This is a genomic window from Bacteroides sp. FSHCM14E1 (assembly GCF_019633785.1).
GTDB lineage: Bacteria > Bacteroidota > Bacteroidia > Bacteroidales > Bacteroidaceae > Bacteroides > Bacteroides hominis.
Genome location: NZ_JADKYL010000001.1, coordinates 401,047 through 414,994, shown reverse-complemented (window position 1 = coordinate 414,994; position 13,948 = coordinate 401,047). Strand labels below are relative to the sequence as shown.

Sequence of the window (13,948 nt, the reverse complement as noted above, 5' to 3'; positions counted from 1 at the left end):
AATATATGGTACAAAATCAGGTCCAACCGGTTCGTAGGATTGCATTTCCTATATTGATCGCATTAAGTATTTCTCACTGTTTAAATGATCTTTTGCAGGCTGTCATTTCGGCTGTATATCCTCTCTTTAAAGAAGATCTCTCGTTAAGTTTTGCTCAGATTGGATTGATAACTCTTGTTTACCAGATGTCCGCTTCCGTGTTTCAACCACTGACCGGTCTTATTTTTGACAAACGTCCTATAGCATGGTCACTTCCCATCGGAATGAGTTTCACACTGGTAGGTATGTTGAATCTGGCTTTTGCATCCAATTTACACTGGTTGCTTGCATCCGTTTTTATTATTGGAATCGGTTCTTCTGTCCTTCATCCCGAAGCATCACGTATAACCTTTTTAGCTTCAGGAGGAAAACGGGGATTAGCGCAATCACTCTTTCAGGTGGGCGGCAATTTGGGCGGATCATTAGGCCCTTTGTTAGTGGCGTTGTTAGTGGCTCCTTACGGCAGGCATTATATTGCTTTGTTTGCAATTCTTGCTTTAGCGGCTATCTGTGCAATGTTCCCTATTTGTCGGTGGTACCGGGCCTATCTGAACCATCTTAAAAAACGTCCCATACTTGCAAGAACCTATATTGAACGCCCGCTCTCTCCAGGCAAAACAGTGTTTGCCATTACGATACTGATGATCTTGATCTTTTCTAAATATATTTATATGGCGAGTCTGAATAGCTATTATACTTTCTATCTGATACATAAGTTTAATGTAAGTATTCAGCAATCACAACTCTTCTTATTTGTATTTCTGGTAGCTACTGCCATCGGTACATTAATGGGAGGCCCTATCGGTGATAAGGTCGGGCGCAAATATGTAATTTGGGGATCAATCCTTGGCACAGCACCGTTTAGTTTGTTGATGCCACATGCCGGACTTGTATGGACTGTACTTCTTAGTTTTTGCGTCGGACTGATGTTATCGTCCGCTTTTCCCGCTATTTTGCTTTATGCGCAGGAACTGCTTCCTAATAAATTAGGGCTGATTTCGGGACTCTTTTTTGGATTTGCATTTGGTGTTGCCGGTATCGCCTCTGCTGTCCTTGGCAATATGGCCGATAAATTTGGAATCGATGCGGTATACAATGTTTGTGCATTCATGCCGTTATTAGGATTGGTAACTTGGTTTTTACCGGATTTAAAAAAAACGAAAAAAGAAAAATAAGAATAATTGAAAAGTAGTCTGTATCTGCTTTTTATATTTGAATAAATAAAATCCGGAAGCACTTTTCCGGATTTTATCCTTTTTAATGCTATTTTCTACCAGTTTTTTTCTTATATCAATTCTCCCTCTTAATTATTTTACTAATTTCGTGGCGTACATATATGAATCAAGTAAATGAAAATGGAGAATAACGCATTAACCGGAAAACCTTATAACATTGGATATGCCTTAAGCGGAGGCTTTATTAAAGGATTTGCCCATTTGGGAGTTATCCAGGCCTTATTGGAGCATGATATTAAACCGGATATCATTTCAGGAGTAAGTGCCGGAGCTTTGGCCGGAGTTTTTTACGCCGACGGTAACGAACCCTATAGAGTGTTGGACTACTTTTCCGGACATAAATTTCAGGACTTGACCAAACTTGTGATTCCCAAAGTCGGTTTATTTGCACTGGGAGAATTTATAGACTTTCTGAAGTCGAATCTTAAAGCACAGAAACTGGAAGACTTAAAACTTCCACTTATCATCACCGCCACTGATCTGGATCATGGGCGCAGTATGCATTTTCATAAAGGGAATATAGCCGAACGAGTGGCAGCTTCATGCTGTATGCCGGTATTGTTTACGCCTGTAAAAATAGGAAATACACACTATGTGGACGGAGGGCTTTTGATGAATCTACCGGTTTCTACCATCCGAAATGAATGTGAAAAAGTAGTGGCAGTAAATGTCAGTCCGCTGATGGCAGAGAAATATAAAATGAATATTGTCAGTATTGCCATGCGCTCTTATCATTTTATGTTTCGCGCCAATACGTTTCCGGAGCGCGATAATTGTGATTTACTAATAGAACCTTATAATCTGGAGGGTTACAGCAATACTGAGCTTGAAAAAGCTGAAGAGATTTTTGAGCAAGGCTATAACACAGCTTCCGAAGTTTTGGATCAACTGATTGAGGAGAAAGGAAAGATATGGAGATAATAAAAACCGGATTGGCTGCTTTTGGTATGTCGGGACAGGTATTTCATGCCCCGTTTATCAGTACGAATCCGCATTTCAAACTTTGTAAAATAGTAGAGCGTACCAAGGAACTCTCTAAAGCACGTTATCCGCAAGCAACGATTGTGCGTAGTTATAATGAGTTGACAGAGGATCCCGAGATAGATCTGATCGTGGTTAATACCCCGGACAGCACACATTATGAATATACCCGAATGGCTCTTGAAGCCGGAAAAAACGTGGTAGTTGAGAAACCTTTTACTTCTACTACAGAACAAGGAAAAGAATTAATAGCTTTGTCTGAACAAAAAGGACTAATGCTTAGTGTGTATCAAAACCGCAGGTGGGATGCAGACTTTTTGACAGTACGTGATATTCTTGATAAGTCGTTGTTAGGTCGCTTAGTGGAATATGAATCAACTTTCGCCCGTTACCGAAACTTTATCAAGCCTAACACATGGAAAGAAACCGGAGTATCGGGAGGTGGACTGACATACAATCTGGGATCACACCTGATTGATCAGGCAGTTCAGCTTTTCGGAATGCCTGAAGCTGTTTTTGCCGATTTGGGTGTACTTCGTAATGGAGGAAAAGTAGATGATTATTTTATAATTCATTTGTTACGTCCTTCCTTGGCACCTGATGTGAAGATCACCCTGAAAGCAAGCTATTTGATGCGGGAAGCCGAACCACGTTTCATGTTGCATGGGACGTTAGGATCGTATGTCAAATATGGAGTCGACAAACAAGAAGCTGCCTTATTGGCTGGTGAAATGCCTGGCAGCCCTAATTGGGGAGAGGAATCGGAACAAGAATGGGGATTATTGCATACAGAAATGAATGGAAAAGAAATCTGCCGGAAATATCCGGGTATATCCGGTAATTATGGTGGTTTCTATCAGAATATATATGAACACTTGTGTTTAGGAAAAACGTTGAAAACGCATGCACAAGACATCTTGAATGTGATACGAATAATCGAAGCGGCTTATCAGAGCCATCGGGAAACTAAAATAGTTAATCTTAAATAGCTTTTATAAAAATGAAGAACGAAGAAAAAATGATTATTTATCAAGTGTTTACGCGCTTGTTTGGAAATAATAATAACCACTGCATCAATAACGGAGACATCTTACAAAACGGTTGTGGAAAAATGGCTGATTTCACAGCCAAAGCTTTGGGTGAGATCAGAAAGCTCGGAGCGACTCATATTTGGTATACCGGTATTATCGAACACGCTACTCAGACTGATTACAGAAGATATAATATCCGACCGGATCATCCGGCTATTGTAAAAGGCAAAGCGGGCTCTCCTTATGCCATTAAGGATTATTATGATGTAGATCCGGATTTGGCTACTGATGTTCCCGGACGAATGAAAGAGTTTGAAAACCTGGTAAACCGCACACACAGGGTAGGACTAAAAGTGATTATCGACTTTGTACCGAATCATGTAGCGCGCCAATATCATTCGGATGCACAGCCGGATGGTACCAGCCAGCTCGGAGCCAACGATGATCCTAATTACTCGTTCAGTCCATACAATAATTTTTATTATATTCCACAATCGGAATTGCACGGTCAGTTTGATATGACAGGAAACGCAGTGGAACCTTATCGTGAATTTCCTGCCAAAGCAACTGGTAACAATCGATTTGATGCTTACCCGAATATAAATGACTGGTATGAAACTGTAAAGCTGAATTATGGAGTAGATTATCAAAATGGAGGAACCTGTCATTTTTCACCGACTCCGGATACCTGGATTAAAATGTTGGATATTCTTTTTTTCTGGGCTTCCAAGAACATTGATGGATTCCGTTGTGATATGGCTGAAATGGTTCCGGTAGAGTTCTGGGAATGGGCTATTCCACAAGTGAAACAAACCTATTCCAATATTTTGTTTATTGCTGAAGTATACAATCCTCACGAATATAAAAATTATCTGTTTCGTGGTAAGTTCGATTATCTCTATGATAAAGTAGGACTGTATGATACCTTGCGTAACGTGGCTTGTGGTTATGATTCAGCAACTGCCATCACCCGTAGTTGGCAGTCTTTGGGGGGGATTGAAAAGCGGATGCTTAACTTCCTTGAGAATCATGACGAACAGCGCATTGCATCTGATTTCTTTGCCGGAGACCCACGCAAGGGCATTCCCGCACTAATCGTATCAGCTTGCATGAATACGAATCCGATGATGATCTATTTTGGTCAGGAGTTCGGAGAAATGGGAATGGATAGTGAAGGATTCAGCGGACGTGACGGACGAACCACTATTTTCGATTATTGGAGTGTAGACACCATTCGGCGTTGGCGTAACGAAGGTAAATTTGATGGAAAAATGCTAACTGAAGAACAAAAGCATTTATATGCAATTTACCATAAGGTTTTGACTCTATGTAATGAAGAGCAGGCAATATCAAAAGGTGTATTTTTTGATTTGATGTATGCCAATGAAAATGGATGGAGATTTAATGAACATAAGCAGTATACTTTCATGCGTAAGTATAAAAATGAATTGCTGTTTGTAGTCGTAAACTTTGATAATCAATCGGTAAATGTTGCAATTAATGTACCTTCTCATGCCTTCGATTTTTTGCAGATTCCCCAATTTGACTCATACAAAGCAACCGATTTAATGACCGATAAAGAAGAAGTAGTCTGTTTATTGCCTTATAAAGCCACAGAAATAGCTTTAGGAGCATATACCGGTAAAATACTGAAGATTAAATTTTAGTTGAATATAAAACAGCCCTTGCAATCTAATCTGTGCAAGGGCTGTTTTTTATCTGTTTATTCCCATTTTTATTTGGTTCTTTTCAATACCATTGCTGTTCGCGCAGGAATATAGAGTTTCAACCATTCTTTCTTTTCTTTTTTATATAAAGAATCGGGCAATGTGAAATGTTTCACACTATCGTCTGACAAGCCATTGCCTCCATAAACTACATTGTCTGTATTCAATATTACCTCATAAGTTCCGGGGGTTACCAAAAATCCATAATCAGTAAATGATTGTTTCGGATTGAAATTGAACACAAAAATCAAGTCTTTACGTTGGTATGCCAGTACTTGGTCACCATCGTTATGCCAAATTTCCTGTACAGGAGTCTGCTGAATGTTTTTAACGCTCTTGATTACTTTCAGCATGTCAGCATCAAAATCACCTAAATAATGGTAAGTCAGGTTTTTATTATCAACCAAATCCCACTGCCGGCGAGCATATTTACATGACCATCCGTTACCTTCACGCGGGAAGTCAATCCATTCCGGATGTCCGAATTCGTTTCCCATAAAATTCAGGTATCCACCGTTGATCGTACTTGCCGTAAGTAGACGAATCATTTTATGGAGAGCAATGCCCCTATGAACCATATAGTTTTCATCGCCCTTCTGCATATGCCAGTACATGTCGGCGTCAATCAGGCGGAATATGATTGTCTTATCTCCTACTAACGCCTGATCATGGCTTTCGGCATATGAGATTGTCTTCTCATCCTGTCGGCGGTTAGTTACTTCCCAAAACATGCTGGATGGCTTCCAGTCTTCGTCTATCTTTTCTTTAATGGTCTTAATCCAATAGTCGGGGATATTCATAGCCATACGATAGTCAAATCCATACCCTCCGTCTTCCACTTTGGCGGCAAGTCCCGGCATACCGGATACCTCTTCTGCAATGGTAATAGCCTTAGGATTCACTTCATGAATCAATTCATTAGCCAGTGTCAAGTAACAGATGGCATTGCCATCCTGATGCCCATTAAAATAATCTCCATAATTACAGAATGCCTCGCCCAATCCGTGGCTGTAATAGAGCATAGAAGTGACACCATCGAAACGGAATCCGTCAAAGCGATACTCTTCCAGCCAGTATTTGCAGTTTGAAAGCAAGAAATGCACTACTTCGTTTTTACCATAGTCGAAGCAAAGTGAATCCCATGCCGGATGTTCTCTGCGTCCGCCCGGATAGAAATATTGGTTCGGATCACCTGCAAAGTTGCCCAACCCTTCTACCTCATTTTTTACGGCATGCGAATGAACAATGTCCATAATAACGGCAATACCCAGTTCGTGAGCTGTATCAATTAACAGTTTGAGTTCCTCTGGAGTGCCGAAACGAGATGATGCCGCAAAGAAACTTGACACATGATAACCGAAACTACCATAATATGGATGCTCCTGTATGGCCATAATCTGGATACAATTGTATCCCTCTTTGGCAATGCGTGGCAAAATTTTCTCGCGAAATTCATTATATGTTCCAACTTTTTCCTCTTGCTGTGCCATACCGATGTGGCATTCGTAAATCAGCAATGGATCGGTACTGGGTTTAAAGGTTTTCTTTTTAAATTTAAATGGCTTCTCCGGTGCCCATACCTGAGCACTGAATATTTTGGTGCTTTCATCCTGCACGACCCGGTTAGCCCAAGCGGGAATTCGTTCTCCCTGACCACCTTCCCAGTATACATGTAATTTATATAGATCGCCGTGTTTGATAGCGTCAGCAGGCAATTTAATTTCCCAGTTACCATTTTTCAGGCGTTTTAGTTTATAAGTAGGTTTTTCTTCCCAATTACTGAATGTACCTACCATGTAAATATGCGACGCATTCGGTGCCCACTCACGGAATATCCATCCTTTATCAGTGCGATGTAAACCGAAATAAAGATATCCGGAAGCGAAGTCCGACAACGTAGATTTTCCCCCATTGGTCAATTCGGCCTTCTTATCCATGGCATGTTCAAAACGTCCGACGATAGCGTCTTTGTAAGGTTCCAGCCAAGGATCATTTTTAATCAGATTAAGAGTCTTTTCCATAAAAAGGATGTATTATTGTGTTTCAGAATTTGTTTTTAGAGTCATTCAGGATATACCTATCCAATCGTTATTCAAAATCATCGATAGTAAAATTCGTAAAATCAGCAAAGCGTTTGAATTGCCGGAACACCTCTTCTGTTTTATCCAGAATATCAGGAGCCAGGAAAAAACTGTCTGGCACAGAATAAGCACAAGTAAATTCTTTAGGTTTCAAATAATCAATGTATTTGAAATCTTTAGGAAAACCTTTAGGAGCAGTTTTTAGAAAATCTTCACCAACGACTGGAAAGAACTTTTTGAATTCAGGATCTTCCACAATTGAACGATACTCGTCAATGTTATCATAAATAGATTGACGCAATGCTTTTAAAACGTTGGGTGGCAGGCATAAACTACCTCCGGCCAGCATACAACCTTCTGGTTGTATATGTACGTAATAACCACTATGATTGGATTTTTTCCCTTTCGCATTAATATATCCTCCGAAATGATTCTTATAAGGAGTTTTATCAGAAGAAAAACGGGTGTCTCGGTAAATACGATAGGTACAATCTTTGGGTTGAATGCCACGGATACTTTCGTCAAAGAGTGAAATACGGGCAATTACGGAAGAAAGGAAGTTTTCAAATTCTATGCGGGCTATTTCATATTCACCCCGATGTTCATTAAACCACTCACGATTGTTATTCGCAGTAAGGTCTTTTAAAAAACGAAAGATAACAGGTATATTACTCATTGTGTCATTCTTTTCTGTTTATATCCCACAAATATATAAGAATTATTTGTAACTATCCATAAAATTGACGAAAAACAGGTATAAAAAAAGTGTCGGCTACAAAGAGCCGACACTTTAACACATTTATCAATAAAACAGACGCCTCTGTTTCTGACGTACTTACTTATCACAAGCTGGTACAATCTCTTTAATTAATCTTATATCTAATACTATGAAAAACACATCTATATAACATGCCCCAAAGAGGTTTTGTTCAAACAGACCAGAAATAAACTTGTTAATAATCGTTATATCCGTATGAGATCCTGATTGACATCAATCTTTATCTTACCAAAGTCGATCATTGCGTTGAATAAACAGATTTGAGAGTATTCAAACAACCGCTCTACGGTTATTTCTTTTTCCTTGATTAGATTCATAGCTAACAATGATGCTCTTCGGGTACCTTTAAGGAGAGGCTGTTTTGGGGTATACCATTCATTTCCATCGAAAAGAGCAATATTACCTATAGATGTATCTGTCAGAAGTCCATTCTTGACAATTAGTATGTCGTCTTGTTCCTGTCTGCGAGCGAAAAGTTCATTAATTACACTCCGATCTGTACTTTTGTAAGTGTAATCGATATCATCCGAATAAACAATCTGTAAAGAATGTACCGGACGTATCTGATAAGACGTATATGTAATCTCCTCTATTTCGCGACCATAGATTACTCTGCACTTCATCACTCCTTCGCTTGATACAGGATAAAGGTATTTTGATAGCTCTAACGCTGGCTGTTCCGGCCAGAAAACTGCACGTGTCCGGTTCATCCGATTCGTGTGATAATCCAGATTATATATTATTCCTCTCTCTATATGTATTGTTTCAATAAATTGGCACATAAACTTTCTGCTTCATTTCATTATATTCACTTTCTAAGTCACTTTTACAGGTAATCCCTCCTCCACTCTTAAAAAACATTTTTCCATCTTGTTCTTCAATGAAACGAATCATGACGGCACTATCCAACTTTTTTCCGTTATAGTATCCGGTAATGCCAGTATAAAACCCTCTATCATAATTTTCCGCCTGTTCTATTATCTCCATCGTTTTATGTTTTGGGGCTCCCGTAATGGAACCGGCAGGGAGAAGCTTGAAAAGAATATCTCCCAAACAGGAAACATAATCTTTCGGCAAAATCCCACTGATTTCCGAACTGGTCTGTAAAATAGGGCCGTGATTTGTATGGAGAGTATCTACATAGCGATAACGGGTTACAGCTACACAATCTGCCACCATACTCAAATCATTCCGTATCAGATCAACAATTGTGGCATGTTCTGCCGCCTCCTTTTCATCCTCCATCAATACCTCCAAGGCGGAAGGTAAAGTTGCGTCCATTGTTCCTTTCATAGGATAAGAACAAATCTTCCCATTCTCTATACGAATGAATATCTCTGGGGAAAAAACGACAAAGCGATTCTTCAGCCAAAGTTTGTATAAAGCTTGAGAATGATAAAAAATATCTTCCAATCCTAAATTTGTAGCGACCGGAGTTATACAGGTGAGATTCGTTAAAAAACTATTTCCTCCCAGAATATTTCTGCGTACAATATCGAACGAAGTTTTATATTGTACAAGCGATATTGGGGTCGGCCTCCATGTTATAGGAGATTGTAAAGGTATAGGTACAGACGTACAGTTGCTAAAGCCATTCAGATTATAAAGAAGCTCAGACGGGTCTATATTATCTATCTGCTCTACAAAAGAACAATCTTGTTTATAGTTTATAATAAACAGAAACGCTTTTCCTGTTTTGGCCAGTTTATTTATACGGTCGATAGCTTCATTTTTACTATAGGATTGCATCATTCTTTTTTTCACTGTTTAGTTCAAGTGACAAACTTACAATAAAAAACAGATGCATACAAAAAAATAGGGTTGCTGATTTTAGCAACCCCATTCTCTTCTATCTTTAGGATAATCTTTTTATTTTATCATTCCTTTTGCTTGATCTTGCATCTGTTTGATTTCAGTTCTATTGGGTGACAAGGTAATTGCCTCTCCCAGGTAGTCTACGGCTTTTTTGAAATCTGCATCTGCTTTGGCTTTCTCGGAAGCATATTTTTCTTTGTTCGAATTTGCTAAAGGAGTTGCTTTCTGCAGAACACTTGCTCCATTGTTATAGAACAAAACTCCCAAGCTATATAAAGCATCAGTCTTCCACTTTTTACTGCTCACGTCAGTTGCATGTTTATAATTCTCTTCTGCTTTTTCAATATTGCCTGCCTGCTGAAATTTCTGCCCCTCTTTTAAATAGTATATTGCATATAGCTTTTCAAGCGTTGCATTGCCTGGAACAGCTTTGATACCTTCTGCCAATGTAGCAATATACTCCTTATTATTCTTCATATCACGATAGGCAGCCGATTTACCGATATATGCATTTGCTAAGTTGTACCTTTTTTTAATTGCAATATCAAAATAGTTGGCAGCTTCATTATATTTCTTTATGTTATCCGCACATACGCCACAGTTGTATGCAGTAACAGAGTCCTGATTATTAGTTAATTTCAGGTATTCGCTATATTTCTCATAAGCAACAGCATAATTTTTTGCATTCAAAGCGTCATTACCTTCATTCTTCAGTTGATTCGGATCAGTAGTCTGCGCAAAGAAATTATTTGCGGTAAAACATAAAGCAAGTAATAAAATAATTTTTTTCATGGTTATTGTGTTTTTTAATTGTTTATCGTTCAAATGTAACACGAATCTTATGTAAACACAATATATTTTTTCATCTTTTGACTTTTTTGAAAAGTCAATAACGATAGTTATTTTTCCGTTAAAAAAAGTGATAAAATACCAATCTGATAATATTCCGGAAGCCATACACCAACTTTATGCCCGCTGCAAAATACTTTTGTCCGTTGGCATTTTCTTTATAAAATCATTACCTATCGGGTATGCCCCCATTTCATCTGAAGAATATGGTTTAAAGAAATATTCAATATTCTCGCGGGATAATTCAGGATTCAGCCACTGTTCTTCATCTTCCGGTGACAAAATAGCCGGCATTCGGTGTTTAGTGTTATGTATGTAATCCGTCAACGAATTTGTAGCAGTCGTTATGATGGAGAAAGTAGCATGCTGCCTACCCGATTCCTTATCTGTCCAGATGTCATAAATGCCTGCCATTGAAAAGATGGATTCATTTTTAACATAAATATAATAAGGAGTCTTCTTACTCTCTTCATGTCTCCACTCAAAATATCCAGTAGAGGGAACGATACATCTTTTCCTCATTATAGATTCACGAAACGACGGCTTTTCAAATATTGTTTCTGCTCTTGCGTTTAAGGTCATTTTACGCATCTCTTCAGCATCCTCTTCTGTCTTTACCCAAAAGGGAATAAGTCCCCAATTGAATACCTGTATCTCATCAGATGCAGTGATAATCGGATATTTGGGAAAGTTAAAGGCGTTAATGTGATATTGTTCGTTAAGAACATCCCGATATATCTCAATGATATCAGATTTTCGTCCGTAACGTGTAGCCAGTTTTATAGCTTTGGCAGACATTGAATTATGAAAACACATGGTTTAGTAGTTAATAGTTAGTATTTCATTAATATTGGTTATATAACATCCAGATGGCTTTACTTGTTTCCATCCACTACTTTAGTTGTTTTCTAAATTCTTTCTACCATGCCCCTATTGGGGCATGTTTTCTACCTTTTTGAAGAAATTCGCACGATTTTGATCTGAAACGATATAGTACTAAGTGTCTGATAGCCAGAAAATGACGAAAGGCAAGCAGTCTTTTTACAGACTACTTGCCTTTACGTTGTGATTCCGAAGCGATTCGAACGCTTGACCCACGCCTTAGAAGGGCGTTGCTCTATCCAGCTGAGCTACGGAACCATCCTTGATTGCGAGTGCAAAGGTAGTGCTTTTTCTGAAATCTCCAAAAGAATCTATGACTTTTTTTACTTACATTTTCATCACACTATTCTATAATCCTAAAGGTAAGCCAGTTAAATACCAAATAAAAAGTAACATAGTCCAGCCTATCAATATATATACAGAATATCGCCAAGTATATTTTAAAAGCGAACCATAAGTGGCCTGTTTATCGTATTGTTGCATATAGGTTAATACTAAAGGCATATAAAACATAAATGGGGTAATGGCATTCGTCGCACTGTCACCTATCCGAAAAGCGCATTGCGTCATATCCGGTTCAATCCCCATCCGTGCAAATACAGGTACGAAGATAAAAGCCATAAAGGCCCACTTGGCAGTCGCAGAAACCATAATCAGATTGATTGCAGCAGTGAACAATATAAACAGGATGAGAGTCCATAATGGACCTGCTTGCACCGAAGAAAGCAAATTAGCCCCTATGATAGCCACACATTTATCAAGATGTGAATATTCAAGGCAAGCAAACATCTGAGCAGCAAAAAAAGCAATGACAAGATAGCCACTCAATAACTTCATCGGTTTTGCCAGTCCCTCTATTACATCTCCGTCCGTACGATAACGTCCGGAACTAAATCCGTAGACCATTCCCATGATTGCAGCTCCCAACGATAGTAAGAATAAAATGCCCATAATGAAAGGTGAACGTATCAGTCCTCCATTTACTCCCCGCAAAATACCCCAAGATGAAAAAGTAGCCCATAGTATGATTGAGGCGTAGATCATCCCTACTACGATTGCCATAGTCATAGCCCGACGTTCTTTCCGTGAGAGTTGTTTATAGACCTCAGATATTTGCATTCCTTCATATTCTCCCAAAGAAGGAATCAGTTGTTTACAGGTTATTCTATAAATAATAGCTCCAATAATAAATGTAGAAACAGACATGAAATAATAATTGCATAAAGGTCCTGTGTTTCCCTGATATACTCCGGAGTCGATGGCCGCCTCTTGTGTGGTACGGGCTATCAACGGATCCATTGTACTCAACATCACATTGGCACTGTAGCCACAAGATACCGATACGTATGCAGTGATGATTCCTGCTACCGGATTCAATCCAACCGAATAGAATAGAGTAGCTGCTATCGGCAGTAGTATGATATAACCTGCATCCCCCACTATATTCGATAACAATCCCAGGATAATCACCCAAAGAATTATTTTTTTAGTGTTTCTCCGGTTCTTCACTCCCTGTCGGATACAAGCATCGATAAATCCGGAATGTTGGGCTACTCCGATGCCAAACATTGCTGTCAGTACCATGCCCAGCGGTGCGAACCCGGTAAAGTTAGTGATCGCATTCCGCAACATCCAGCGAATCCCCTCCGGACTCAGCAGACTCTGCACACGAATTTCCGCTCCTGTTTGCGGAAGCTGTACCCTTAGTCCATAGATATCGAATATCCAAGATAAAAAGATGACTGCCAGCGTAAACAGGAAGAACATCGTTGCCGGATGCGGAATGCGCCATTTACTCTTCATCGGCTTCCAGATTGTCCAGATCGATAATGCGAAGTTCTAATGCACGAACCACCAGCCGGGTTGCGTTTACTCCCACCCGTTCACCTTGCGGAAACAACCTCCCAATCAAATCGTTTTGCCGTTTTTCCAGTGATTTCACTCCGAAAGGCATACCCTTCAGGTTAGCTATCATCTCTTTGGTATATCCTAAGGCCAAGTGGCGGAGAAACCGTTCGTCATATTCATCGATATCATAGCTTATGACAGCTTCCTGACGTTTAGCGTCATTGGCAACGGATTTTTTAAACCGCTCGACAATCTTCTCCAGAATAGGATAATTAAATACCAGTTTTTTGCCATCCATCACGGCCTGCACATCTGTTTTGGTCAGTAATTCACCTGTTTTCAATATAATTCCATCTGCTCCGGCGTTCAATACGTCTACCCATAACTTTTCATTTAGAATTTCTCCTGTGAATATCAGCACCCGCACCCCTGGATAGCGTTTAAATATGTTCCGGCAAATATCGACACCGATCGTCGTAGAACCTCCCAACCCTAAATCCAGCAATACCATATCGGGTAACTGAGTCTCCATCAAAGGCCAGAATTCATTTTCCGTCATTGCCGTACCAATTACCTGGGCATTCGGTATTTCATGACGGAATATTTCTTCGGTTCCTTTCAGTTCCAGTTTGACGTCTTCTACAATAATTACTTTAAATTTCTTATCTTCCATACTATTATC

The 13,948-nt window shown here is 39.4% G+C and carries 12 protein-coding genes and 1 tRNA gene; 4 read left to right on the top strand and 9 right to left on the bottom strand.

Annotation, left to right across the window (positions count from 1 at the left end):
- Positions 1-5 precede the first annotated feature (5 nt).
- The 4 genes from ISX59_RS01790 to ISX59_RS01775 all read left to right on the top strand — a co-directional run bounded on the left by ISX59_RS01790 (position 6) and on the right by ISX59_RS01775 (position 4,953).
- On the top strand, positions 6-1,214 hold the full coding sequence (locus tag ISX59_RS01790; protein WP_005777683.1) for an MFS transporter: 1,209 nt from the start codon (positions 6-8) through the stop codon (positions 1,212-1,214).
- 180 nt (positions 1,215-1,394) lie between these two features.
- On the top strand, positions 1,395-2,195 hold the full coding sequence (locus ISX59_RS01785; RefSeq protein ID WP_005806024.1) for a patatin-like phospholipase family protein: 801 nt from the start codon (positions 1,395-1,397) through the stop codon (positions 2,193-2,195).
- Positions 2,186-3,244: a Gfo/Idh/MocA family oxidoreductase gene (locus ISX59_RS01780; protein WP_022012739.1), complete on the top strand. Its 1,059-nt coding sequence runs from the start codon at positions 2,186-2,188 to the stop codon at positions 3,242-3,244. Before ISX59_RS01785 ends, ISX59_RS01780 begins: the two co-directional genes overlap by 10 nt.
- Positions 3,245-3,255: 11 nt before the next feature.
- The gene (locus tag ISX59_RS01775; RefSeq protein ID WP_005806021.1) at positions 3,256-4,953 is read left to right on the top strand and encodes an alpha-amylase family glycosyl hydrolase; all 1,698 of its coding nucleotides are present in this window, start codon (positions 3,256-3,258) and stop codon (positions 4,951-4,953) included.
- Between the two features lie 68 nt (positions 4,954-5,021).
- Here ISX59_RS01775 and ISX59_RS01770 read toward each other — a convergent pair whose 3' ends face one another.
- The 9 genes from ISX59_RS01770 to ISX59_RS01730 form a co-directional block, all read right to left on the bottom strand.
- Positions 5,022-7,034, bottom strand: a complete 2,013-nt coding sequence (locus ISX59_RS01770; protein WP_005806019.1) for an alpha amylase C-terminal domain-containing protein — start codon at positions 7,032-7,034, stop codon at positions 5,022-5,024.
- Positions 7,035-7,101: 67 nt separating this feature from the next.
- Positions 7,102-7,770, bottom strand: a complete 669-nt coding sequence (locus ISX59_RS01765; RefSeq protein WP_005777676.1) for a DUF2461 domain-containing protein — start codon at positions 7,768-7,770, stop codon at positions 7,102-7,104.
- A gap of 287 nt (positions 7,771-8,057) precedes the next feature.
- Complete coding sequence (locus ISX59_RS01760) at positions 8,058-8,654, bottom strand: aminotransferase class IV family protein (RefSeq protein WP_005777672.1); 597 nt, start codon at positions 8,652-8,654, stop codon at positions 8,058-8,060.
- On the bottom strand, positions 8,638-9,621 hold the full coding sequence (locus ISX59_RS01755; protein ID WP_080594334.1) for an aminodeoxychorismate synthase component I: 984 nt from the start codon (positions 9,619-9,621) through the stop codon (positions 8,638-8,640). The genes ISX59_RS01760 and ISX59_RS01755 overlap by 17 nt, the downstream gene beginning before the upstream one ends.
- A 120-nt stretch (positions 9,622-9,741) precedes the next feature.
- Positions 9,742-10,479: a hypothetical protein gene (locus ISX59_RS01750; protein WP_005806012.1), complete on the bottom strand. Its 738-nt coding sequence runs from the start codon at positions 10,477-10,479 to the stop codon at positions 9,742-9,744.
- Positions 10,480-10,653: 174 nt separating this feature from the next.
- Complete coding sequence (locus tag ISX59_RS01745) at positions 10,654-11,352, bottom strand: SOS response-associated peptidase (protein WP_005806010.1); 699 nt, start codon at positions 11,350-11,352, stop codon at positions 10,654-10,656.
- Positions 11,353-11,602: 250 nt separating this feature from the next.
- A tRNA-Arg gene (locus tag ISX59_RS01740) sits at positions 11,603-11,676 on the bottom strand.
- A 90-nt stretch (positions 11,677-11,766) separates the two neighbouring features.
- A complete protein-coding gene (locus ISX59_RS01735; protein ID WP_022012743.1) occupies positions 11,767-13,221 on the bottom strand; it encodes an AbgT family transporter in 1,455 nt (484 codons plus the stop codon).
- Positions 13,211-13,939: a DUF5932 domain-containing protein gene (locus ISX59_RS01730; RefSeq protein ID WP_005777656.1), complete on the bottom strand. Its 729-nt coding sequence runs from the start codon at positions 13,937-13,939 to the stop codon at positions 13,211-13,213. The genes ISX59_RS01735 and ISX59_RS01730 overlap by 11 nt, the downstream gene beginning before the upstream one ends.
- Positions 13,940-13,948: the final 9 nt, after the last annotated feature.